The organism is Pseudomonas sp. Leaf127 (assembly GCF_001423155.1).
GTDB classification, from domain to species: Bacteria; Pseudomonadota; Gammaproteobacteria; order Pseudomonadales; family Pseudomonadaceae; genus Aquipseudomonas; species Aquipseudomonas ovata.
The window spans coordinates 538869-562249 of record NZ_LMOA01000023.1 but is presented as its reverse complement, the minus strand read 5'-3'; the positions used below and the strand labels follow the sequence as shown (position 1 = coordinate 562249).

Sequence of the window (23381 nt, the reverse complement as noted above, 5' to 3'; positions counted from 1 at the left end):
GGGGCGTGTCATGGCTCATTGCGATTTTTTTCAGGAAATAACCGGCGACACGCCTACAGTCTAAGTACTCCTTTCCATTTGCCTGACTACTTGAGGTCGTACCGATGTCTCAGGAACCCCTTGTTCGTGACGCTGAAGTGGCCGCATTCCGCGCCGCTGTCCTTGCCAAACTCACTTATGCAGTGGGCAAGGACCCTGACCATGCATTCGAGCATGACTGGTTCGAAGCCGTAGCCCTGGCCGCCCGCGACCATATGGTCGAACACTGGATGGACCATACCCGGCAGATCTATCGCGAGGTCAAGAAGCGCGTCTATTACCTGTCGCTCGAATTTCTGATCGGCCGCCTGCTGTATGACAGCCTGAGCAACCTGGGGCTGCTGGAAATCGCCCGTGAGGCGTTGACCGAACTGGGCGTCGACATCGAGCGCATTCGCCTGCTCGAACCCGACGCCGCACTGGGCAACGGCGGCCTGGGCCGCCTGGCCGCCTGCTTCATGGAAAGCATGTCGACCCTGGGGATTGCCGGTCACGGCTACGGCATCCGCTACGAACACGGCCTGTTTCGTCAGGCGGTGGTCGATGGCTGGCAGCAGGAGCAGACCGAGAACTGGCTGGACTTCGGCAACCCGTGGGAATTCGAACGCCCCGAAGTGGTGTACCCGATCGGCTTTGGCGGCTACGTCGAGACCGTGCAGAACGACGCCGGCGAGACCAGCCAGATCTGGCGGCCGGGCGAAACGGTACGGGCCATTGCCTACGACACCCCTGTCGTTGGCTGGCGCGGGGCAAGCGTCAACACCCTGCGCCTGTGGCGTGCCCGGGCGGTGGGCGACCTGCACCTGGAGCGCTTCAACGCCGGCGACCACTTCGGGGCCGTCGCCGAGGTGGTGCGCGCCGAGAGTATCTCGCGCGTCCTGTACCCCAACGATGCCACGGAAGCCGGCCAGGAACTGCGCCTGCGCCAGGAGTACTTCTTCGTTTCGGCCTCGCTGCAGGACCTGCTGCGTCGGCACCTGAACATGCATGCCACGCTGACCGACCTGGCCGAGCACGCGGCCATCCAGATGAACGACACGCACCCCTCGATCGCCGTGGCCGAGCTGATGCGCCTGCTGATCGACACCCACGGCATTGCCTGGGACCAGGCCTGGAAGATCACTGTCGCCACCCTGGCCTACACCAACCACACCCTGTTGCCCGAGGCGCTGGAAACCTGGTCGGTGGGCCTGATGGAGCGCATGCTGCCGCGCCACATGCAGATCATCTACCTGATCAACGCCCAGCACATCGATACCCTGCGCGCCAAGGGCATCCACGACTTCGACGTGCTGCGCGCCGTGTCGCTGATCGAGGAAGACAACGGCCGCCGCGTGCGCATGGGCAACCTGGCGTTCCTGGGCTCGCACAGCGTCAATGGCGTGTCGGCCCTGCACACCCAGCTGATGCGCAAGACCGTGTTCGCCGACCTGCACAAGCTGTACCCGGAGCGAATCAACAACAAGACCAACGGCATCACCTTCCGCCGCTGGCTGTTCCAGTCCAACCCCAAACTGACCAAGATGCTGGTCGAGAGCCTGGGCGAGGACATTCTGGACAATCACGAAACCCGCCTGATCGAGCTGGAACCGTTCGCCGAAAAGAGCTCGTTCCGCAAGCAGTTCGCCGACCAGCGCCTGCACAGCAAGCGGGCCCTGGCCGCGATCATCCATGAGCGGCTGGGCATTACCGTCAACCCGGCGGCAATGTTCGATGTGCAGGTCAAGCGCATCCACGAGTACAAGCGCCAGTTGCTCAACCTGTTCCACACCGTGGCGCTGTACCAGGCCATTCGGGCCGAGCCGGGCACCGACTGGGTGCCACGGGTGAAGATCTTTGCCGGCAAGGCCGCCGCCAGCTATCACTCGGCCAAGCTGATCATCAAGCTCACCAACGACATCGCCCGTACGGTCAACAACGACCCGACCGTGCGCGGCTTGCTCAAGGTGGTGTTCCTGCCCAACTACAACGTCAGCCTGGCCGAAAGCATCATCCCGGCAGCCGACCTGTCCGAGCAGATTTCCACCGCAGGTCTTGAGGCCTCGGGCACCAGCAACATGAAGTTCGGCCTCAACGGTGCACTGACCATCGGCACGCTGGACGGCGCCAACGTCGAGATGAGCGAGCAGATCGGCCTGGAGCACATGTTCATCTTCGGCATGAGTGCCCAGCAGGTCGAGGCGCGCAAGCGCAGCGGCGACTTCAGCGCACATTCCGACGTGGCCGCTTCCGGGCGCCTGAACGATGTGCTGCAAGCCATTCGTGGTGGGGTGTTCTCGCCGGATGATCCGAACCGCTATGTCGGCCTGATCGACCAGTTGCTGGCTTATGACCGCTTCCTGGTATGCGCCGACTTCGACTCGTACTGGGCGGCCCAGGCACAGGTCGAGGACACCTGGCACGATTCCAAGAAATGGTGGCGCTCGGCGGTGCTCAACACCGCACGCATGGGCTGGTTCTCGTCCGACCGGACCATTCGCGAGTACGCCGGCGAGATCTGGAAAGCGCTGGACTAGAGGCCTTGACCGTGACGCCTTGATCAAGGCGTCACCCACTGATGAATTCACCCCTTGTAGGAGCGCGCTTGCCCGCGACCGAGTGCGTAGCGCTCGCAAAATCTGCGAAACGCTGCAAATTTACGATCTGAAATCTGCGAAACGCGGCAAATTTACGACTGCTAACGCAGCCGGTCGCGGTGGTCCGGCATTCCGGCAAGCGCGCTCCTACACTGCGCGACAGCGTGCCGTCTTGGCGTTGTGTCAGTAACCCAGGGTGGGTTCTCATAAAGACAACGCCTGTCGCAAATGGCAAACCGCCATAAATTCTCTGGCCAGCCCGTGTGACGATCCCTTCGTCATGCGGTCTGACTCGCCGGTATACTCCAAATCTCTTGCCTCCCTGACCGAAAAGGATGTCGTCACGTGCCTTGGCTGATGCTGGTACCCGCACTCCTGTTGCTTGGCTATGCCGTGATCGGCTACGACTTCACGCTGATCATGGCGTTTCTGGTCGTCTGGCTGGCCTGGCAAGCAGGACGCCTCACCGCCCTGAGCAAGAAGGCGGACAAGCAGGCCATCCAGTTGAGTGCCGCGCAGGAGGCCCTTGACGCCCTGCAAAAGCGCCTGGCGCAGCTGGAGTCAACGCGGCGCAGCACGGCAGAAGCAACGACCGCACCAGCGTCGGAGCCGGCCAAGGCACCGGCAAAAGTCACTTTCTACCAGCCGCCGACCGAGCCTGAGCTGACCTGGAGCCTGCCGGCCGCATCGACACCGACGACACCCGTAGCGCCACCCGCGCCCCCGAAACCCTCGGTCAAAGAAGCGCCCACCGTTGCGCAGACCCCGACACCGCCTCCCGCCCCCCGGCAGCCCAACCCGGTCGACCAGGCCATCGAGGCGGCGCGCAACTGGTTGCTGGGCGGCAACACCGTATTGCGGGTCGGCCTGGTGCTGCTGTTTCTGGGTCTGGCCTTTTTGCTGCGCTATGCCACCGAAGGCATGGTGGTGCCGCTCGAAGTCCGCTATGCCGGCGTCGCCGCAGTGGCCATGGCCCTGGTCGGCCTGGGCTGGTGGCTGCGCGCGCGCAACCCGGGCTTTGCCCTGATGGTGCAGGGCGCCGGCATCGGCACGCTGTACCTGACCGTATTCGCGGCGATGAAGCTGCACCCGCTGCTCGATCCGACCCTGGGCTTTGGCCTGCTGGTCGTCATCATGGCGTGCTCGGCCGTCCTGGCAATCAACCAGAACTCGCTGGCGTTGGCCTGTGCCGCCACCCTGGGCGGTTTCGCCGCGCCGATCCTGGCTTCGACCGGGCAAGGCAGCCATGTGGCGCTGTTCAGTTATTTCACCCTGCTCAATGTCGGCATTTTCGCCATCGCCTGGTTCAAGGCCTGGCGCCTGCTGAACCTGATCGGCTTTGTCGGCACCTTCGGCATCGGCTTTGCCTGGGGCGTCAAGAGCTATACCCCTGCCCTGTTCTGGAGCACCGAGCCCTTTCTGGTGCTGTTTTTCCTCATGTACCTGGCCATCGGCCTGCTGTTTGCCCGGCGCAAGTTGCAGGAAGCGGCCACGGGCCCGGCCGATGACAGCCATGCGGCCCTGCTGCGCTGGACCGCCAGGCAAGGCGATTACGTCGATGGCAGCCTGCTGTTCGGCACGCCACTGGTAGGCTTTGGCCTGCAATACGCCATTGTCGAACACCTGGAATTCGGTCCGGCCTTCAGTGCGCTGGTGCTGGGGCTTGTCTACATGGGCATCGCCCGTCTGCTGGTCAGCCGGGTCAGCGAGCGTGCCACGCTGCTGGTCGAGGCCTGCCTGTCGCTGGGCGTGGTGTTCGCTTCGCTGGCCATTCCGCTGGGCCTGGACGCGCGCTGGACCACCTGCGCCTGGGCCATCGAAGGGGCGGCGATCTTCTGGCTCGGCCTGCGTCAGCAGCGCCTGCTGGCCCGCGGCTTTGGTCTGTTGCTGCAACTGGCGGCGGGCGTGGTATGCCTGGACATGTTGAACGACAGCTATTCGCCCTGGCAGGTCAACGGCGACTTCTGGACCCCGATGATCCTGGCCCTGGCCGCCTTTGCCAGCGCCCTGTGCTGTCATCGCATGCCGGACGCACTGCGCAGCAACGGCCAATGGCTGGGTAACCTGCTGGTGGCCGTGGGCGGCTTCTGGTGGGCCGTATCGATGAGCCTGGCGGTGCTGCGCTTTGCCACGCCGGACTGGGAGCTGACCTGGCTGCTGTTGGCGGCCTCTGCCAGCGTCGCGCTCTGGACGGTCCTGGCCTTGCGCCTGCGCTGGCCGGGGCTGGCCCTGCTGTGCTGCATGCTGATGCCGGTCAGCGCCCTGTTGCTGCTTGGCGCGCTGGACACTTATTACCACCCGTTCGCCCTGGGCGGCTGGCTGGCCTGGCTGCTGGTGGCTGGCGTGCACCTGCTGAGCCTGCGCCGCCTGGCGCCATTGCTGCCGGCCCACCTTCTGGAAGGCGCGCATGCACTGGGCGGCTGGGTGCTGCTGGGGGTCGTGGCGGCGGAGCTGCGTTTTGTCCTGCTGCAACTGGCCGAACAGCGCAACGCGTGGCGCTGGCTGGGCTGGGCGCTGCTGCCAAGCCTGTACCTGTGGGCCATGGCCTCACAGCGCCCATGGCCATGGCCGGTAGCGGCACACCCGCGCGCCTATCGGGTCTGGGTGGCCGCACCGCTGGCGGCGCTGATGCTGGCCTGGTTCTGGCTGGCCAACACCTTGAGCGACGGCAGCGCCGACCCTTTGCCCTACATCGCATTGCTCAACCCGCTGGAACTGGGCCTGCTGCTGGCCCTGGGGGGCGTGCTGCTGTGGCTGCAACGCTACCTGCCGCAACTGGGCGTCAACCCGGTGCAGGCCCGCCAGGCCGTGTGGCTGGTGGGCGGCGCCTCGCTGTTCGCGCTGCTGACCGCCATGGTCATGCGCAGCGTGCATCACTGGAGCGGCGTGCCATGGGACACCGAGGCCCTGCTGGGCTCGATGACGGTCCAGGCCAGCCTGTCGATCACCTGGAGCCTGATGGCCCTGGCGCTGATGATCGGCGGCCATCTCAAGGTCCGGCGCGAAGTCTGGCTGGCGGGCGCCGTGCTGATTGGCGTAGTGGTGGTCAAGTTGTTCTTTGTCGAACTGAGCGACCGCGGTTCGATGGCGCGCATTGTTTCGTTTATAGGTGTTGGCATATTGCTACTTGTAGTGGGATATTTCGCACCACTACCACCGAAACCTTCTGTCATACCTATCGGCGAAGCGCCCGGCCCGACCCAACCGTGAGGAATCGTTCTTGAGTCATCCGCTGATCATGAAAATCGCTGTACTGGGCCTGGCCTTGTGCAGCGCGACGATCACCCATGCCCAGGACAAGCCGGCCGATTTCGCCAGCCAGACACCGCTGACCCTCAGCGGCGAAGGCCCGTGGTTCCGACTCGAACTGCCCCTGGCGGTGCAGTTGAACGCCCGCCAGCCAGACCTGGCCGACCTGCGAGTGTTCAATGCCCAGGGCCAGGCCATGGCCTATGCCTTTGCCCGCGAACCGGCCGTGGCCGAGGATGAGCCCGAGCCGATCCCGGTCAAGTGGTTCCCGCTGTACAGCGCCTCGGACAGTGATGAAAGCGCCCCGGGTATCCGTATCCAGCGTTCCAGCAACGGCACGGTGATCGAGGTACAACCGCAAGTGGCCATCGAGGCCGGCGAAGAAGTGCTGCGCGGCTGGCTGCTCGACACCAGCGCGGTCAAGGCACCGCTGGAGCAACTGCTGATCGACTGGAGCACCGAGCGCGAGGGTTTTCAGCAGTTCAGTATCGAGGCCAGCGACGATCTGCAGAGCTGGCAGTCCTGGGGTGAAGGGCATGTCGCACGTCTGTCGTTCGCCGACGAGGTGGTCGAGCAGCGCGAAATCGGCCTGCCCGGCCTGAATGCCCGCTACCTGCGCCTGCTGTGGCACTCGCCGCAAGGCGCGCCGACCCTCACTGCGGCCCATGTATTCAGCGCCCGCCCCGACAGCCCGGCACTGCCGCTGACCTGGTCGGGCCAGGTCGGCGGCACGGTCGACAAGCCGGGCGAGTATGTCTGGCAGTTACCGGTCAGCCTGCCCTTGCAGCGGGTGGTCATTGACATGACCGAGCCCAACACCCTGGCACCCGGCACCCTGTATGGTCGCGCCGATGCCACCCAGCCGTGGCAGGTCATCGGCAGCAGCCTGCTGTATCGCTTGCCGCAGAATGGCGAAGAAGTGATCCAGGACCAGATCCAGCTGGGCGGCCAGGTCGTGCGGCAGTTGAAGCTGGAAATCGACGAGCGTGGCGGCGGCCTGGGAGAGCAGGCACCCAAACTGCGCTTTGCCGTGCAGGCCACCCAGGTGGTGTTTCTGGCGCGTGACAAAGGGCCTTTCGTCCTGGCGGTGGGCAATGCCCAGGCCCGGGCCGCCAACCTGCCGCTGGGCACGCTGATTCCCGACCTCAATGCCCAGACCCTGGCCACCTTGAGCAAGGCCCAGCCGATGGCGCCGCCAACGGCGAACCTGGCCACGCCGGTGCCGATCGCCGAAGCGCCCTTCGACTACAAGCGCCTGGGCCTGTGGGCGGTGCTGGTGCTGGGCGCCGCACTGCTGGCCTGGATGGCCTGGAGCACCCTGCGCGCCTCGCGTCCCAAACCCTGATAGATGGCGCCATGACCTGGCGCTTTTGCAGCTACGCTGTGCCGGTATCTGAACTCAAACAGACCCGGTCCGGTCTGACAGGCAGTATTCAGGTTCGACTCGCGCTAAACTGCGCGGGTTTATCCTTCCCCCTTTTCGGAGCTATCCATGTCCCGCGTTACCCTGAGTCGCTATTTGATTGAGCAGACCCGCAGCAACAACACCCCTGCCGATCTGCGTTTCCTGATCGAAGTGGTGGCGCGTGCATGCAAGGAGATCAGCCACGCGGTATCCAAAGGCGCCCTGGGCGGCGTGCTGGGTAGCGAAGGCACCGAAAACGTGCAAGGCGAAGTGCAGAAGAAACTCGACGTGATTTCCAACGAAATCCTGCTCGAAGCCAACGAATGGGGCGGTCACCTGGCCGGCATGGCGTCCGAAGAAATGGACAATGCCTACCAGATCCCGGGCAAATACCCTAAAGGTGCCTACCTGCTGGTATTCGACCCACTGGACGGTTCGTCGAACATCGACGTCAACGTCTCGGTCGGCACCATCTTCTCGGTCCTGCGTTGCCCCAACGAGTACCTGAGCCAGAACGAAAGCCTCAACGAAAACGCCTTCCTGCAGCCAGGCACCCAGCAGGTCGCCGCCGGCTACGCCATCTATGGCCCGCAGACCATGCTGATCCTGACCCTGGGCGACGGCGTCAAGGGCTTCACCCTGGACCGTGAGATGGGCAGTTTCGTGCTGACCCACGAAAACATCAGCATTCCGGAGACCACCCAGGAATTCGCCATCAACATGTCCAACCAGCGTCACTGGGAAGCCCCGGTACAACGCTATGTGGGCGAGCTGCTGGCCGGTGAAGAAGGCCCGCTGAAAAAGAACTACAACATGCGCTGGATCGCCTCGATGGTGGCCGACGTGCACCGCATCCTGACCCGTGGCGGCCTGTTCATGTACCCGCGCGACGCCCGCGAGCCATCGAAGCCGGGCAAACTGCGCCTGATGTACGAGGCCAACCCGATGTCCTTCCTGGTCGAGCAGGCCGGCGGTGCATCGACCAACGGTCGCGAGCGCATCCTGGACCTCAAGCCCCAGGGCCTGCACGAGCGCGTCGCGGTCTTCCTGGGCTCCAGGCAGGAAGTCGAGCGCGTCACCGGCTACCACAAGGAGTAAGCCATGGGCGCGCCCTGGCGTGACCTGCTCGACTGGTGGTTCGGCCCTGCCGACTCGCCGACCGAGGCGGTGGCGACCCGGAACGCGCTGTGGTTCGGCAAGCGCAAGGCCAATGACACCGAAGCCCGCGAGCGTTTCGGTGATCAGGTGCAACAGGCGCTGGCCGGCGGCCTGCAGGACTGGGCGACTCATCCTGAAGGCTGGCTGGCGCTGATCGTGTTGCTCGACCAGTTGCCACGCATGATCCACCGCGACAGTGCCCAGGCCTATGCGGGCGATGCCCGCGCCCAGGCGCTGCTGCGCGAGGGGCTGCATGCCGGCCACCACCTGCAACTGCCTCCCCTGCAATGCACATTCGTTTACCTGGTACTCGAGCACAGCGAAAACCTGGACGACCAGAACCAGGCCGTGGCCTGTTTTACCGGGCTTGTGCAACAACTGCCCGAGCACGAGCGTGGGTACTTCAGGCGTAGCCTGGACTATGCCGAACGCCACCAGCGCATCATTGCCCGCTTCGGGCGCTTCCCGCACCGCAATGCCTTGCTGGGCCGCGCGTCTACGCCTGAGGAAGTCGAGTTCCTAAAGACGCCGGGCTCAGGCTTCTGATCCGGCCCGATAAATCCTTTCCCGCCTCGGGAACCAGATCGACTTTTTCGCCTCCAAGCTCTCGGCACAGCGTCCGCCTGCGTGCCTCCCTTTCAGGAGCTTGACCTCATGTATCTGCGTTACGTAGCGTTGCTGGCATCGCTTGTGCTGTTGAGCGCGTGCAACAAGATCAATCAGGAAAACTATTCGAAACTCTCGGCCGGCATGCCCAAGGCGCAAGTCGATGCAATGCTCGGCAGCCCGACCGAATGCTCTGGCGCACTGGGCATTTCCAGTTGCACATGGGGCAATGAACAAACCTTCATCAGCGTGCAGTACGCCGGTGACAAGGTGGTGATGTTCTCCGGGCAGGGCCTTAAATAAGCATGGCGATACCGTTGCTGCGCTTTGCCCTGGCCGTGCTGGCCGGCTTTCTGGTCATCGGCTTCGCTTATTCGGCCGAGAATCTCGATCCCAAGACCGCCGGCGACGTTGACCTGGCGCGCTACCAGGGCACCTGGTACGAGCTGGCGCGCATGCCGCTGTATTTCCAGCGCGACTGCGCCCAGTCAGAGGCCCACTATGCACTCAAGGACGATGGCACTGTCGCGGTGACCAATCGCTGCCGCACCCTCGATGGCGAGTGGCAAGAGGCCAAGGGCACGGCCACCGCGCAAGTGCCGGGCAAGACCGACAAGCTGTGGGTGGTGTTCGACAACTGGTTCTCACGCCTGCTGCCTTGGGTCGCCAAGGGCGACTACTGGGTGCTTTATGTGGACGAGCACTACAAGACGGCAGTGGTCGGCAATCCGAACCGCAAGTACCTGTGGCTGCTGGCACGCACCCCGACCGTGCCGGAGTGGCTCAAGCAGGAAATGCTCGCCAACGCTCGCCAGCAGGGCTACGACACCAGCCGCCTGATCTGGCGCGTGGCCGACTCGAAAATCACTGCCAGGCCAGCTGGCCAGTAGGGGCTTGGGTCGAACCCTGTAGCCAGTACCTGGCACAGTCCTGAGGGAGCGACCAACGGTCGCGAAAGGGCCAGCACAGCCACCCTCGCTCGTGCCTGACGCACGGCATTCGCGACCGTTGGTCGCTCCTACGGGCTTGTATCGACCCCTTATACAAGGCCGGCACATTCAGGTTTTGCACCTGCGCCTTACAGCAGCGCCTTCAATACGCGCCCGAACGCTTCGGCGCTTTTGCGCTCTTGCTCGTGGTGCCCTTCGCGCACGACCCATTGACCATTGACCATCACATCGCGCACCTGGCGGTCGGAGCCGGCAAACAGCCAGCGATTGAGAATGGCGTCCTGCGTGGCCGTGGCCAGGTACGGGTCTTCGCCGTCCAGCACCAGCCAGTCGGCGCGCTGCCCCACGGCCAGGCGGCCCACCGACTGGCCCAGGGCCTGGGCGCCGCCGGCCAGGGCAGCGTCGTACAGCGTACGGCCGACCATCGGCTGGTCCTGCCGGTACAAGCGATTGCGGCGCTGGTCGCGCAGGCGTTGGCCATACTCCAGCCAGCGCAACTCCTCGACCACGCTCAACGACACATGGCTGTCCGAGCCAATGCCCCAGCGTCCGCCCTGGGCCATATAGTCCACCGCCGGAAACAGGCCGTCGCCCAGGTTGGCTTCGGTGGTCAGGCACAGGCCGGCCACTGCCCCGCTTTGCGCCATCAACTGCACTTCATCAGGCTGGGCATGGGTGGCGTGCACCAGGCACCAGCGCTCATCCACGGGCGCATGCTCGAACAGCCATTGCAAGGGCCGCCGGCCGCTCCAGGCCAGGCAGTCATCGACTTCCTTCTGCTGCTCGGCAATGTGGATATGCACCGGCGCCCGGCGATCACCGGCCACCAGCACTTCGTCGATCTGCCAGGGCGTGACCGCACGCAACGAGTGAAAACACAGGCCCAGGCGCTGGGCCGGCTGCTGCGCCAGGGCCGTGTGCAAACGCGATTGCAGCTCAAGGTAGCTGTCGGTGCTGTGGATAAACCGCCGCTGGCCGGCGTTGGGTGCCTGGCCGCCAAAGCCTGAATGGCTGTACAGCACCGGCAACAGGGTCAGGCCGATGCCGGCACTGCGCGCTGCCCGGCTGATGCACAGGGCCAGTTCGGCCGGATCCGCATAGGGCCGTCCGTCCGTGTCGTGGTGCACGTAATGGAATTCGGCCACCGAGGTGTAGCCGGCCTTGAGCATCTCGATGTACAGCTGACGGGCAATGACTTCCAGTTGCTCGGGGCTGACCTGGCCGACCAGCCGGTACATCAGGTCGCGCCAGGTCCAGAAGCTGTCGTCCGGGCGCCCCGCCACTTCGGCCAGCCCCGCCATTGCGCGCTGGAACGCATGCGAGTGCAGGTTGGGCATGCCCGGCAGCACAGGACCTGCCAGGCGCTCGGCACCTTCGTGGGACGCACCGGCCTGCACCGACGCCAGCCGGCCCTGCGCATCGACCTCCAGCCGGACATCACAGGCCCAGCCTTCAGGCAGCAGCACACGCTCGGCAAAATAGGCAGCCATCGACTCAACTCCTCATCGGGGATCACTTGTATATACATATACAGGTGTTCGATCAGACGGTAAACTCCGGCGTACTTGCCGCGCTTCGGGTTAATGGTTAGCGTGGTGGCTGTTTCGATCCTCATACAAGGACTTCCACGTTGCCGACCCCGCCTGCCACCTCATCTCTGGCCGCCCATCTGGACGAGAGCCCGGCCCCGCTGTACGCCCGGGTCAAACAGATGATCGTCCAGCAGATCCAGCGCGGCACCTGGCCGCCGCACCACCGGGTGCCGTCCGAGAGCGAACTGGTCACCGAGCTGGGCTTCAGCCGCATGACCATCAACCGCGCCCTGCGCGAGCTGACCGCCGAGGGCCTGCTGGTGCGCATGCAGGGCGTGGGCACCTTCGTGGCCGAGCCCAAGACCCAGTCGGCCTTGTTCGAGGTCAACAACATCGCCGACGAGATCGCCGCCCGTGGCCACCGCCATAGCTGCCGGGTGGTCCTGCTGCAGGAAGAAACCGCCGGTGCCGACCGCGCCGTGGCGCTGGACATGCGTGAAGGCCAGAAGGTGTTCCATTCGCTGATCGTGCATTACGAGAACGACATCGCGGTGCAGATCGAAGACCGCTTCGTCAACGCGCAGGTCGCGCCTGACTACCTGCACCAGGACTTCACCCGCCAGACGCCTTATGCCTACCTGTCACAGGTTGCGCCATTGACCGAAGGCGAGCACGTGGTCGAGGCGATCCTGGCCAACCCTGAAGAATGCCGGCTGTTGCAGATCGACGCCGGCGAGCCGTGCCTGCTGATCCGCCGCCGCACCTGGTCCGGGCGCCAGCCGGTCACCGCCGCGCGGCTGATCCACCCCGGTTCCCGCCATCGCCTGGAAGGACGGTTCAGCAAATGACCCAGACCACCCTACTGCGTGCCAACGACTACCCGCGCATGCCCTGGAAAAACGGCGGTGGCAGCACCGAAGAAATCACCCGTGACGGCGGCGACGCACTGGACGGGTTCGGCTGGCGCGTGTCGATTGCCGACATCGAGGCCAGCGGCGGCTTTTCGGTGTTTGCCGGCTACCAGCGCATCATCACCGTGCTGCAAGGCGCCGGCATGACTCTGGACATCGACGGCCACACCAGCCGGGCGCTGCAGGTATCCGATCCGTTTGCCTTCAGCGGCGATAGCCAGGTTGCCTGCACCCTGCTTGACGGGCCGATCCGCGACTTCAACCTGATCTACCACCCGCGACGCTTCGCCGCCCGCCTGCACTGGCTGGATGTGCGCGCACCGCAGCGGGTGTTCAGCTCGGCCACCACCGTGCTGCTGTTCAGCGCGGCCCGGCAAATGGCCTGCAGCCTCGATGACGGCGCCTGGGACATCCTGGGCCTGCATGACTGCCTGCGCATCGACAACCCAGGACGCCTGCTGGCGCTTGAATTGCAGGCCCCCACCGCCAGCCGCTGCTGCCTGATCGAACTGACCGCCGTGTCGGTGAACCCGGCCTGAAAAATAATTTTCGATTCACTGCATCCAGATCGTCGCGCCGCGTGTAGTACCTCACAGCAGCTACCGAGTTGCTAAGCGCGGTTCAACTTCTGGAGATACCTGCATGAACGCAAAACGCTTGCTCTGCCTGGCTGGAACCACCCTGGCACTCACCTGCCTGACCCCTGCGGCCTTCGCCCAGGCCGACCTGCCCGAAAGCGTGCGGGTGCCGGCTGGCCACAAGCTCAGCATGGAAACTACCGGCGTGGGTGAAATCACCTACGAATGCAAGGCCAGTGCTGCTGGCAAGCTGGAATGGACCTTCGCCGGCCCCAAGGCCGTGCTCAATGACCGCAGCGGCAAGGCCGTCGGCAGCTACTACGGTCCACCCGCCACTTGGGAAAGCAAGGACGGCTCGAAGCTGACCGGCACCCAGGTCGCCGTGGCCCCGTCGAGCGCCGGCAACCTGCCTTACCAATTGGTCAAGGCCAACCCGGCCGAAGGCAAGGGCGCCATGACGGGCGTCACCTATATCCAGCGCACCGCGCTCAAGGGCGGCGTCGCCCCGACCACCGCCTGTGGCGAGAGCAACAAGGGCGCCAAGGAAATGGTCAAGTACCAGGCTGACTACCTGTTCTGGTCGAGCAACTGATCATTCATACGCGATGATGGCGCGCTGCCGGTAGGCTATGCTCTGCCCGGCAGCCTCGTTCGAGGTCGCAGTAATCCACTGGATGGCGGATCGACTTGACCTCGTACGAAGCGCATTTTGACTATGAAGCCGCGCTGCACGCCTGCGCTCGCGGCGAGCGCCAGGCCCTGCAGCGTCTCTACCAGCAGGAAAGTCCTCGCTTGCTGGGCGTGGTGCTGCGCATCGTGCGTGACCGCGCACGGGCCGAAGACATCGTGCACGACGCCTTTATCAAGGTCTGGACCCAGGCCCACCGCTTTGACGCGCAACGCGGCTCGGCGCGCGGCTGGATCTTTACCCTGACCCGCCACCTGGCGCTCAACCAGGTGCGCAACGGGGCCCGCGAAGTGCAGGCCGAAGACGACGAGCCTGCGGCCACCGCGACGCTGGAAGGCTGGCAGGACGCGGCCGATGCCTTTGACTGGCAAGTGAACCCCGGACGCCTGCAGCATTGCCTGGAACAGCTGGAACCGGTACGCCGCCACTGCGTCTGCCAGGCTTATGTCGACGGCTACACGCACCAGCAGATCGCACAACAATTGAGCGCGCCACTGGGCACGGTCAAAGCCTGGATCAAACGCAGCCTGACGGCCTTGCGGGAGTGCATGGGGTGAATACGACACCTGATCGCGAACTCGATGAACTGGCCGGCGAATACGTGCTGGGCACCTTGTCGGCCGCTGGGCGCGCCGAGGTCGAGCGACGCCTGCCGCTTGAGCCTGCGCTGCAAGCTGCCGTAGAGGCCTGGGAAGCGCGCCTGCTGCCGCTGACCGACCTGGCCGAACCGGTGCAACCCTCCGATAACCTGTGGCCGCGTATCGAGCGCAGCCTGCCCGCTACCGTACGCCCGATTGCAGACACCCGCCGCTGGCGCAACAGCCTGGGCCTGTGGCGCGGACTGGCCGGGGCCGGGCTGGCCGCCTCGCTGGTACTGGGCAGCCTGCTGCTGATGCGTCCGGCCGTCCAGCCGCCGTCCTACCTGGTGGTACTGGTTGCACCGCAGGACAAGGCACCGGGCTGGGTCATCCAGACCAGCGACACCCGCCAGATCCAGCTGATTCCGCTGGGCACCACCGAGGTGCCGGGCGACAAGGCGCTGGAGTTCTGGACCAAGGGCGACGATTGGCAAGGCCCGGTTTCGCTGGGCCTGGTCAAGCCTGGCCAGACCCTGCAAGTGCCGCTGGACAAACTGCCGCCGCTGCAACCCAACCAGCTGTTCGAGCTGACCCTGGAAAACGCCACCGGCTCGCCGATCGGCAAGCCCACCGGCCCGATCCAGTTCATTGGCCGGGCGGTGAAGGTTATCTGACGGGGCTCTATCGACAGGCCCGCGGCGCCCGTGCCGCCGCGTTCGCGACCGTTGGTCGCTCCTACGGGGTTTGCGTGTGGCCCCTATTCAAGGTCTGACATGGATCCTGTGGGAGCGACCACTGGTCGCGAAAGGACCGGTGCATTCAATATCGCCGGCGCCTGGCAATCTGCATTCGCGACCGTTCGCTCCACGGGGTTTGCGTGTGAACCCTATTCAAGGTCTGACACGGATCCTGTGGGAGCGACCACCGGTCGCGAAAGGGTCGGTGCATTCAATATCGCCGGTGCCTGGCAATCTGCATTCGCGACCGTTCGCTCTACGGGGTTTGCGTGTGGCCCCTATTCAAGGTCTGACATGAATCCTGTGGGAGCGACCACCGGTCGCGAAAGGGCCGGTACATTCAATATCGCCGGCGCCTGGCAATCTGTATTCGCGACCGTTGGTCGCTCCTACGGGGTCTGCGTGTGGCCCCTATTCAAGGTCTGACATGGATCCTGTGGGAGCGACCACCGGTCGCGAAAGGGCCGGTACATTCAATATCGCCGGCGCCTGGCAATCTGCATTCGCGACCGTTGGTCGCTCCGGGTTCTGTGGCACTCGCGAAAAGGGCCAGTACCTCCAAGACAGCATCTGTGGACGTGGATTTTTTTGCCTGAGACTACTTGTATGTACAAGTAGAGACATGTTCAACTAGCGCTCATCACCCATGCGCCGCTGGCCCCGTCTGCACGGCAGGCTGGTTTGGATTGAACATCGAGGATTTTTTCGTGAGCACCGACAAACAAGACCTCAAGCAAGACTGGACCCGCCACCGCAACGTCGAAGTGCGCGCCGCCCGTGGCACGCAACTGACCGCCAAAAGCTGGCTGACCGAAGCCCCGCTGCGCATGCTGATGAACAACCTCGACCCGGAAGTGGCCGAAAACCCCAAGGAACTGGTGGTTTACGGTGGCATCGGCCGGGCCGCGCGCAACTGGGAGTGCTACGACAAGATCGTCGAAAGCCTGCAAAACCTCGAAGACGATGAAACCCTGCTGGTGCAGTCCGGAAAGCCGGTGGGCGTGTTCAAGACCCACAGTAACGCACCGCGCGTACTGATCGCCAACTCCAACCTGGTGCCGCACTGGGCCAGTTGGGAGCACTTCAACGAGCTGGACGCCAAGGGCCTGGCCATGTACGGCCAGATGACCGCCGGCAGCTGGATCTACATCGGCAGCCAGGGCATCGTCCAGGGCACCTACGAAACCTTCGTCGAAGCCGGTCGCCAGCATTACAACAACGACCTCAAGGGGCGCTGGGTCCTGACCGCAGGCCTGGGCGGCATGGGCGGCGCGCAACCCCTGGCCGCCACCCTGGCCGGCGCCTGCTCGCTGAACATCGAATGCCAGCAGGTCAGCATCGATTTCCGCCTCAACAGCCGCTACGTTGACGAGCAGGCCACTGACCTGGACGACGCCCTGGCCCGTATCGCCCGCTACACCGCCGAAGGCAAGGCCATCTCCATCGCCCTGCTGGGCAACGCCGCTGAAATCCTGCCGGAACTGGTCCGTCGCGGCGTGCGCCCGGACATGGTCACCGACCAGACCAGCGCCCACGACCCGCTCAACGGCTACCTGCCGGCCGGCTGGAGCTGGGACGAGTACCGCGCACGGGCCAAGACCGAGCCGGCCGAAGTGATCAAGGCGGCCAAGCAGTCGATGGCCGTGCACGTCGAGGCGATGCTGGCGTTCCAGAAGCAGGGCATCCCGACCTTCGACTACGGCAACAACATTCGCCAGATGGCCAAGGAAGTCGGCGTCCAGGACGCCTTCGACTTCCCCGGTTTCGTACCGGCTTATATCCGTCCGCTGTTCTGCCGCGGCATCGGCCCGTTCCGCTGGGCGGCGCTGTCCGGTGACCCGCAGGACATCTACAAGACCGACGCCAAGGTCAAGGAACTGATTCCCGACGACGCCCACCTGCACAACTGGCTCGACATGGCCCGCGAGCGCATCAGCTTCCAGGGCCTGCCGGCCCGCATCTGCTGGGTCGGCTTGGGCCAGCGCGCCAGGCTGGGCCTGGCATTCAATGAAATGGTGCGCAGCGGCGAGCTGTCGGCCCCGGTCGTCATCGGCCGCGACCACCTGGACTCGGGCTCGGTGTCCAGCCCCAACCGCGAGACCGAAGCCATGCGCGACGGCTCCGACGCCGTCTCCGACTGGCCGCTGCTCAACGCCCTGCTCAACACTGCCAGCGGCGCGACCTGGGTCTCGCTGCACCACGGCGGCGGCGTGGGCATGGGCTTTTCGCAGCACTCGGGCATGGTCATCGTCTGCGACGGCACCGACGAAGCCGCTGCACGCATCGCCCGCGTACTGCATAACGACCCGGCCACCGGCGTCATGCGCCATGCCGATGCCGGCTACCAGATTGCCATTGATTGCGCCAAAGAGCAGGGCCTGAACCTGCCGATGATCTGAAGGTAGCACCGGTGCCAGGGAAAGGCGCCCCAGGTTCCCAGGCCGGATGCCTGTTTGCACTGCCGCCATTCCTTTTGAGGCTTAGGAGCATCGACAATGAAGATCAAGAAAAACGCATTGTGCACGCTGTTTGTGGCGGGTTTGCTCGCCAGCGCAGGCGCAACTCAGGCGGCAGGCTGGTGTGAGTCGGGCAAGCCTGTGAAATTTGCCGGGCTGAACTGGGAAAGCGGCATGCTGCTGACTGAAATCATGCAGGTAGTGCTGGACAAGGGCTACGACTGCAAGGTCGATACCCTGCCCGGCAATTCGATTGCCATGGAAAACGCGTTGGGCACCAACGATATCCAGGTGTTCGCCGAAGAATGGGTAGGCCGCAGCGAGGTCTGGAACAAGGCGGCGGCAGCCGGCAAGGTCGTCGGTATCGGTGCACCGGTGATCGATGCAATCGAAGGCTGGTATGTGCCTCGCTATGTGATCGAGGGTGATGCCAAACGCAAACTGCAAGCCAAGGCCCCCGACCTCAAGGCCATTAGCGACCTGCCACGCTATGCCAGTGTGTTCAAGGATCAGGAAGAACCGGGCAAGGGTCGTTTTTATAATTGCCCGGCGGGATGGACCTGCGAGCTGGACAACAGCGAAATGCTCAAGAGCTACGGCCTGGAAAGCAGCTATACCAACTTCCGGCCTGGCACGGGGCCTGCGCTGGATGCCGCCATTCTGTCCAGCTACAAGCGCGGGGAACCGATCCTGACCTACTACTGGTCACCGACGCCGCTGATGGGTCAAGTGGACCTGGTACGCCTGGAAGAAAAAGCCGGCGTGAACAAGACCATCGAGATCAAGGTCGGCGTGTCCAAGGCGTTCCATGAACAGGCACCCGAACTGATCGCAGTACTCGAGAAGGTCAACCTGCCGATCGACCTGCTCAATGAAAACCTGGGTCGCATGGCCAAGGAGAGGATCGAAGCGCCGAAGCTGGCCAAGATATTCCTCAAGGAACATCCGCAAGTCTGGCACTCATGGGTCAGCGAAGACGCGGCGAAGAAGATCGACGCTTCGCTGTAATTCCGGACCGCCCCGGCCATTGTGCCGGGGCGGCTGGTCACTCTTACGTTGAGAGCCGCTTATGTTTCCTGAAAGCTTTACGTTCTCCATCGCCGACTGGGTCAATGCCGGGGTCGATTCCCTGGTAACCGAATATGGCGATGTGTTCAGGCATATTTCCGACACCCTGCTGTGGGCCATCGTCAACCTGGAAAGCCTGCTGCGCATGGCGCCATGGTGGCTGATGCTGCTGATCGTCGGTGCGATCACCTGGCACGCCACGCGCAAAGTCATCACCACCGCCGTGATCATCGGCCTGCTGTTTTTGGTCGGGGCCGTCGGGCTATGGGACAAGCTGATGCAGACCCTGGCACTGATGCTGGTGTCGACGCTCATCGCCGTGCTGATCGGCATTCCGCTGGGCATCCTGTCGGCACGCAGTAATCGTCTGCGCTCAGTGCTGATGCCATTGCTGGACATCATGCAGACCATGCCCAGCTTCGTGTACCTGATCCCGGTGCTGATGCTGTTCGGCCTGGGCAAGGTGCCGGCCATTTTCGCCACGGTGATCTACGCCGCACCGCCCTTGATACGCCTGACCGACCTGGGTATCCGCCAGGTTGACGGCGAAGTCATGGAAGCGATCAACGCCTTTGGTGCCAACCGTTGGCAGCAACTGTTCGGCGTGCAATTGCCCTTGGCGTTGCCAAGCATCATGGCCGGGATCAACCAGACCACCATGATGGCCCTGTCGATGGTGGTCATCGCCTCCATGATCGGTGCCCGTGGCCTGGGTGAAGATGTACTGGTCGGGATCCAGACCCTCAATGTGGGGCGCGGCCTGGAAGCAGGCCTGGCGATTGTCATTCTCGCGGTCGTGATTGACCGCATCACGCAGGCTTACGGCCGGCCACGGCATGAGGCATACAAATGATCAGCGAGCCTGCCAACAAGATCGTCATCAAGAACGTGTTCAAGGTGTTCGGTAACCGTCCGGACACCGCCCTGGCGATGATCCGCCAGGGCCGTACCAAGGAACAGGTGCTGGCCGACACCGGCTGCGTCGTGGGGGTCAACGATCTATCCCTGAGCATCGGCAGCGGCGAGATCTTTGTCATCATGGGCTTGTCCGGCTCGGGCAAGTCGACACTGGTGCGTCATTTCAATCGACTGATCGACCCTACCAGCGGTGAGATCCTGGTCGATGGCGAAGACATCCTGCGCTACGACGTCGAAGCGCTGCGCCAGTTTCGGCGAAACAAGATCAGCATGGTGTTCCAGAGCTTCGGCCTGCTGCCCCACAAGACCGTACTCGATAACGTTGCCTACGGCTTGAAGGTGCGGGGCGAAGACAAGGCGTTCAGCAAAGAGCGTGCCTTGCACTGGATCACCACCGTCGGCCTGAAGGGCTACGAGGGCAAGTACCCGCATCAACTTTCTGGCGGCATGCGCCAACGGGTGGGCCTGGCACGGGCACTGGCGGCCGACACCGACATCATTCTGATGGATGAGGCGTTCAGTGCCCTCGACCCGCTGATCCGCACCGAAATGCAGGATCAACTGCTGGAGCTGCAAGCGAGCCTGCACAAAACCATCGTTTTCATTACCCACGACCTCGATGAAGCCGTGCGCATTGGTAACCGCATTGCAATTCTCAAGGACGGCCGGTTGATCCAGGTCGGCACCCCGAAAGAAATCCTCCATACGCCCGCCGACGATTACGTTAATCGTTTCGTGCAGCGGCGCGTGGCAACCCTGTAAGGACGAGCGTCGATGTCGCGAGCACAACAGATTCTGATCGGTGACTCGGCTGTCACCTGGCAAGAGGTGGTGGCCGTGGCCCGTGAGGCTGCGCCACTGGCCTTGTCTGCCGCAGCCTGGGCGCGGATCGACAATGCCCAGGCAATCGTGCAGAGCATCGTGGCCAGCGGCGAACGAGCCTATGGTGTGAACACCGGGCTGGGCGCGCTGTGCAATGTGTCGCTGCAAGGCGCACAACTGAGCCAGCTTTCACGCAATACCCTGCTCAGCCATGCCTGCGGGGTGGGCCCGGCGCTGGCCGACGAACAGACCCGGGCAATCATCTGTGCCGCGATCATCAACTACAGCCAGGGCTGCTCAGGCGTGCATCGCCAGGTGGTCGAAGGACTGCTGGCGCTGCTTAACCATGGCATTACCCCGCAAGTACCCTCCCAGGGTTCGGTGGGCTACCTGACCCATATGGCCCATGTCGGCATCGCTCTGCTGGGTATAGGCCAGGTCAGCCATCGCGGGCAGATAGTCCCGGCCAGCCAGGCGCTGGAAACCGAAGGCCTGAGTCCTGTGACGCTGGGCGCCAAGGACGGACTCTGCCTGGTCAACGGCACGCCGTGCATGACAGGTCTGGCTTGCCTGGCGATTGCCGACGCCGGGCAGCTGGCTCAATGGGCTGATGTAATCGGAGCCATGACCTTTGAAGCGCTGGGCGGTCAGCTCGACGCCTTCGATGAAACTGTCTTGAGCCTCAAGCCACACCCTGGAATGCAGCGCGTGGGTCATAATCTGCGCGCCTTGCTGGCCGGCAGTGAAGTCCTGCAAAACAGCCAGGGAGCCCGCACTCAGGATGCCTTGAGCATACGCTCGATGCCCCAGGTGCATGGTGCCAGCCGCGACCAACTGGCTCATGCCATCGTACAGGTAGAGACCGAACTCAACTCGGCCACCGACAACCCGTTGGTGCTGGGCACGCCGCAGGCTTATCGGGTGGTGTCCCAGGCCAATCCCCATGGACAATCAGTGGCGATGGCTGCTGACCTGCTGAGTATCGCTGTTGCCGAACTGGGCTCGATTGCAGAGCGCCGTCTGGATCGACTGATCAACCCATTGGTCAGCGGCCTGCCCGCGTTCCTGGTCAGTGCCCCCGGCGTCAACTCCGGCATGATGATCGTGCAGTACGTGGCGGCCTCGCTGTGTGCCGAAAACCGTCGGTTGGCGCAACCGGCCGTTGTGGATAACTACGTCACCTCGGGCCTGCAGGAAGATCACCTGAGCCTGGGCACCAGCGCCGCCCTGAAGCTGCACCAGGCAGTGGCCAACGTGACCCAGATCCTGGCGATCGAGTACCTGCTTGCCGCCCAGGCGTTCGAATTTCTCAAACCCCAACGTTTCGGCGCAGGCACTGCCATTGCCTGGCGCCTGCTGCGCGAACAGGTCGAGCCTTATGATCAGGACCGGTGGCTGGCACCGGATATCGCCAGCAGCGCCGCTTTGCTGAAGCAGCCTGAAGCGCTGCAACGCATTTATCGCTACTGCCAATCGACATCCGATCAAATATCAAAAATACAAGATCGAACAGGAGTAACCGCATCGTGAACACCCCCACTGCCCAAACCCTGGAGCTGATTCCCGGCCAACTCTCGCTGGTGCACCTGCGCAATATCCTGCGCGAGCCGGTGCGGCTGGCCCTGGACAGCAGCGCCGACCAGCCGATCGAGCAAAGCGTGGCCTGCGTCGAGAAGATCCTGGCCGAGAACCGCACCGCCTACGGCATCAACACCGGTTTCGGCCTGCTGGCCTCGACCCGCATTGCCAGCGAAGACCTGGAAAACCTGCAGCGTTCGCTGGTGCTGTCGCATGCCGCCGGCGTCGGCCAGCCGCTGGACGACGCGCTGGTGCGCCTGATCATGGTGCTCAAGGTCAACAGCCTGGCGCGCGGCTTTTCCGGCATTCGCCGGGTGGTGATCGATGCGCTGATTGCGCTGATCAACGCCGAGGTCTACCCGCACATTCCGCTCAAGGGTTCAGTCGGTGCCTCCGGCGACCTCGCACCGCTGGCGCACATGTCACTGGTGCTGCTGGGCGAAGGCAAGGCGCGGCACAAGGGCCAGTGGCTCGAAGCCCGCGAAGCCCTGGCTGTGGCCGGCCTGCAACCGCTGACCCTGGCGGCCAAGGAAGGCCTGGCGCTGCTCAACGGCACCCAGGTGTCGACCGCCTATGCCTTGCGCGGGCTGTTCGAAGCCGAGGACCTGTTTGCCGGCGCCATGGTCTGCGGCGCGCTGACGGTCGAGGCAGTGCTGGGCTCACGCTCGCCGTTCGACACGCGCATCCACGCCGCCCGCGGCCAGCGCGGGCAAATCGACGTAGCCGCCGGCTACCGTGCCCTGCTGGGCGCCAGCAGTGAAGTGTCCGAGTCGCACCGCAACTGCGACAAGGTCCAGGACCCTTACTCGCTGCGCTGCCAGCCGCAGGTCATGGGCGCCTGCCTGACGCAGATGCGCCAGGCCGCCGAAGTGCTGCAGATCGAAGCCAACGCGGTGTCCGACAACCCGCTGGTATTCGCTGCCGAAAACGAAGTGATCTCCGGCGGCAACTTCCATGCGGAGCCGGTGGCCATGGCTGCCGACAACCTGGCCCTGGCGATTGCCGAGATCGGCTCGCTGAGCGAGCGGCGCATTTCGCTGATGATGGACAAGCACATGTCGCAGTTGCCGCCGTTCCTGGTGGCCAACGGCGGGGTCAACTCCGGCTTCATGATCGCCCAGGTCACCGCCGCCGCGCTGGCCAGCGAAAACAAGGCGCTGGCGCACCCGCACAGCGTCGACAGCCTGCCGACCTCGGCCAACCAGGAAGACCACGTGTCGATGGCGCCAGCAGCCGGCAAGCGGCTGTGGGAAATGGCAGAAAACGTTCGTGGCGTTCTTGCCGTAGAATGGCTGGCTGCCTGCCAGGGCCTGGACTTGCGCAACGGGTTGAAAACCTCGCCTGTGCTGGAGCAAGCCCGCGCCACCCTGCGCAGCAAGGTGCCGTCCTATGAGAAGGACCGCTTTTTCGCACCGGACATCGAAGCTGCAATCGCGCTGTTGTCCTCGACATGCCTGAACCCGCTGGTTCCTGCCCATCTGTTGCCGAGCCTGTAACGCCTTTCACGCGTCTGACAGTGCCCGTCATGGTCG

Annotated in this window: 19 protein-coding genes; 18 read left to right on the top strand and 1 reads right to left on the bottom strand. The window is 64.0% G+C overall.

What is annotated here, in order from left to right:
- Positions 1–104: 104 nt before the first annotated feature.
- The 7 genes from ASF84_RS23635 (at position 105) to ASF84_RS23605 (ending at position 9923) form a co-directional block, all read left to right on the top strand.
- Entirely contained in the window at positions 105–2555 is a 2451-nt protein-coding gene (locus ASF84_RS23635) for a glycogen/starch/alpha-glucan phosphorylase (protein WP_056841295.1), read from the top strand.
- 405 nt (positions 2556–2960) lie between these two features.
- Positions 2961–5825 carry a DUF2339 domain-containing protein gene (locus tag ASF84_RS23630; protein ID WP_056841294.1) on the top strand — a complete coding sequence of 955 codons (2865 nt, stop codon included), beginning with the start codon at positions 2961–2963 and terminating at the stop codon, positions 5823–5825.
- Between the two features lie 28 nt (positions 5826–5853).
- Entirely contained in the window at positions 5854–7209 is a 1356-nt protein-coding gene (locus ASF84_RS23625) for a DUF3999 domain-containing protein (protein ID WP_056841516.1), read from the top strand.
- 147 nt (positions 7210–7356) lie between these two features.
- The gene (locus ASF84_RS23620; RefSeq protein ID WP_056841293.1) at positions 7357–8367 is read left to right on the top strand and encodes a class 1 fructose-bisphosphatase; all 1011 of its coding nucleotides are present in this window, start codon (positions 7357–7359) and stop codon (positions 8365–8367) included.
- Between the two features lie 3 nt (positions 8368–8370).
- Complete coding sequence (locus tag ASF84_RS23615; RefSeq protein ID WP_056841292.1) at positions 8371–8973, top strand: DUF924 family protein; 603 nt, start codon at positions 8371–8373, stop codon at positions 8971–8973.
- A gap of 108 nt (positions 8974–9081) precedes the next feature.
- On the top strand, positions 9082–9336 hold the full coding sequence (gene bamE, locus ASF84_RS23610) for an outer membrane protein assembly factor BamE domain-containing protein (RefSeq protein ID WP_056841291.1): 255 nt from the start codon (positions 9082–9084) through the stop codon (positions 9334–9336).
- A gap of 2 nt (positions 9337–9338) precedes the next feature.
- On the top strand, positions 9339–9923 hold the full coding sequence (locus tag ASF84_RS23605) for a lipocalin family protein (protein ID WP_056841290.1): 585 nt from the start codon (positions 9339–9341) through the stop codon (positions 9921–9923).
- Positions 9924–10111: 188 nt separating this feature from the next.
- Here ASF84_RS23605 and ASF84_RS23600 read toward each other — a convergent pair whose 3' ends face one another.
- Positions 10112–11473, bottom strand: coding sequence for a formimidoylglutamate deiminase (locus ASF84_RS23600; RefSeq protein ID WP_056841289.1), 1362 nt, complete (start codon positions 11471–11473; stop codon positions 10112–10114).
- A 140-nt stretch (positions 11474–11613) separates the two neighbouring features.
- Between ASF84_RS23600 and hutC the strand changes: the two genes are divergently transcribed.
- From hutC to hutH, 11 genes are all read left to right on the top strand, one after another.
- Positions 11614–12363 (top strand): histidine utilization repressor, encoded by a 750-nt coding sequence (gene hutC / locus ASF84_RS23595; RefSeq protein WP_056841288.1) that lies wholly within the window; start codon positions 11614–11616, stop codon positions 12361–12363.
- A complete protein-coding gene (locus ASF84_RS23590; RefSeq protein WP_056841287.1) occupies positions 12360–12965 on the top strand; it encodes a HutD/Ves family protein in 606 nt (201 codons plus the stop codon). Before hutC ends, ASF84_RS23590 begins: the two co-directional genes overlap by 4 nt.
- Before the next feature lie 103 nt (positions 12966–13068).
- Positions 13069–13596 (top strand): DUF3455 domain-containing protein, encoded by a 528-nt coding sequence (locus ASF84_RS23585; protein ID WP_056841286.1) that lies wholly within the window; start codon positions 13069–13071, stop codon positions 13594–13596.
- A 95-nt stretch (positions 13597–13691) separates the two neighbouring features.
- Complete coding sequence (locus ASF84_RS23580) at positions 13692–14249, top strand: sigma-70 family RNA polymerase sigma factor (protein ID WP_056841285.1); 558 nt, start codon at positions 13692–13694, stop codon at positions 14247–14249.
- Entirely contained in the window at positions 14246–14944 is a 699-nt protein-coding gene (locus tag ASF84_RS23575) for an anti-sigma factor (RefSeq protein WP_056841284.1), read from the top strand. Before ASF84_RS23580 ends, ASF84_RS23575 begins: the two co-directional genes overlap by 4 nt.
- A 770-nt stretch (positions 14945–15714) precedes the next feature.
- Entirely contained in the window at positions 15715–17406 is a 1692-nt protein-coding gene (hutU, locus tag ASF84_RS23570; RefSeq protein ID WP_056841515.1) for a urocanate hydratase, read from the top strand.
- 96 nt (positions 17407–17502) lie between these two features.
- Positions 17503–18471, top strand: a complete 969-nt coding sequence (locus ASF84_RS23565) for an ABC transporter substrate-binding protein (RefSeq protein ID WP_056841283.1) — start codon at positions 17503–17505, stop codon at positions 18469–18471.
- A 61-nt stretch (positions 18472–18532) separates the two neighbouring features.
- A complete protein-coding gene (locus ASF84_RS23560) occupies positions 18533–19384 on the top strand; it encodes an ABC transporter permease (protein ID WP_056841282.1) in 852 nt (283 codons plus the stop codon).
- Positions 19381–20211, top strand: a complete 831-nt coding sequence (locus ASF84_RS23555) for a quaternary amine ABC transporter ATP-binding protein (RefSeq protein ID WP_056841281.1) — start codon at positions 19381–19383, stop codon at positions 20209–20211. The genes ASF84_RS23560 and ASF84_RS23555 overlap by 4 nt, the downstream gene beginning before the upstream one ends.
- A gap of 12 nt (positions 20212–20223) precedes the next feature.
- Complete coding sequence (locus ASF84_RS23550) at positions 20224–21801, top strand: HAL/PAL/TAL family ammonia-lyase (RefSeq protein WP_056841280.1); 1578 nt, start codon at positions 20224–20226, stop codon at positions 21799–21801.
- Positions 21798–23345, top strand: coding sequence for a histidine ammonia-lyase (gene hutH / locus ASF84_RS23545; RefSeq protein WP_056841279.1), 1548 nt, complete (start codon positions 21798–21800; stop codon positions 23343–23345). Before ASF84_RS23550 ends, hutH begins: the two co-directional genes overlap by 4 nt.
- Positions 23346–23381: the final 36 nt, after the last annotated feature.

What these genes read in the sequence shown, in the direction of transcription:
- ASF84_RS23605 (WP_056841290.1), top strand. Translation starts at nt 9,339, where the DNA reads ATGGCGATACCGTTGCTGCGCTTTGCCCTGGCCGTGCTGGCCGGCTTT.
- bamE (WP_056841291.1), top strand. Translation starts at nt 9,082, where the DNA reads ATGTATCTGCGTTACGTAGCGTTGCTGGCATCGCTTGTGCTGTTGAGC.
- ASF84_RS23635 (WP_056841295.1), top strand. Translation starts at nt 105, where the DNA reads ATGTCTCAGGAACCCCTTGTTCGTGACGCTGAAGTGGCCGCATTCCGC.
- ASF84_RS23620 (WP_056841293.1), top strand. Translation starts at nt 7,357, where the DNA reads ATGTCCCGCGTTACCCTGAGTCGCTATTTGATTGAGCAGACCCGCAGC.
- ASF84_RS23550 (WP_056841280.1), top strand. Translation starts at nt 20,224, where the DNA reads ATGTCGCGAGCACAACAGATTCTGATCGGTGACTCGGCTGTCACCTGG.
- ASF84_RS23615 (WP_056841292.1), top strand. Translation starts at nt 8,371, where the DNA reads ATGGGCGCGCCCTGGCGTGACCTGCTCGACTGGTGGTTCGGCCCTGCC.
- ASF84_RS23590 (WP_056841287.1), top strand. Translation starts at nt 12,360, where the DNA reads ATGACCCAGACCACCCTACTGCGTGCCAACGACTACCCGCGCATGCCC.
- ASF84_RS23625 (WP_056841516.1), top strand. Translation starts at nt 5,854, where the DNA reads ATGAAAATCGCTGTACTGGGCCTGGCCTTGTGCAGCGCGACGATCACC.
- ASF84_RS23585 (WP_056841286.1), top strand. Translation starts at nt 13,069, where the DNA reads ATGAACGCAAAACGCTTGCTCTGCCTGGCTGGAACCACCCTGGCACTC.
- ASF84_RS23565 (WP_056841283.1), top strand. Translation starts at nt 17,503, where the DNA reads ATGAAGATCAAGAAAAACGCATTGTGCACGCTGTTTGTGGCGGGTTTG.
- ASF84_RS23555 (WP_056841281.1), top strand. Translation starts at nt 19,381, where the DNA reads ATGATCAGCGAGCCTGCCAACAAGATCGTCATCAAGAACGTGTTCAAG.
- ASF84_RS23560 (WP_056841282.1), top strand. Translation starts at nt 18,533, where the DNA reads ATGTTTCCTGAAAGCTTTACGTTCTCCATCGCCGACTGGGTCAATGCC.
- ASF84_RS23600 (WP_056841289.1), bottom strand. Translation starts at nt 11,473, where the DNA reads ATGGCTGCCTATTTTGCCGAGCGTGTGCTGCTGCCTGAAGGCTGGGCC.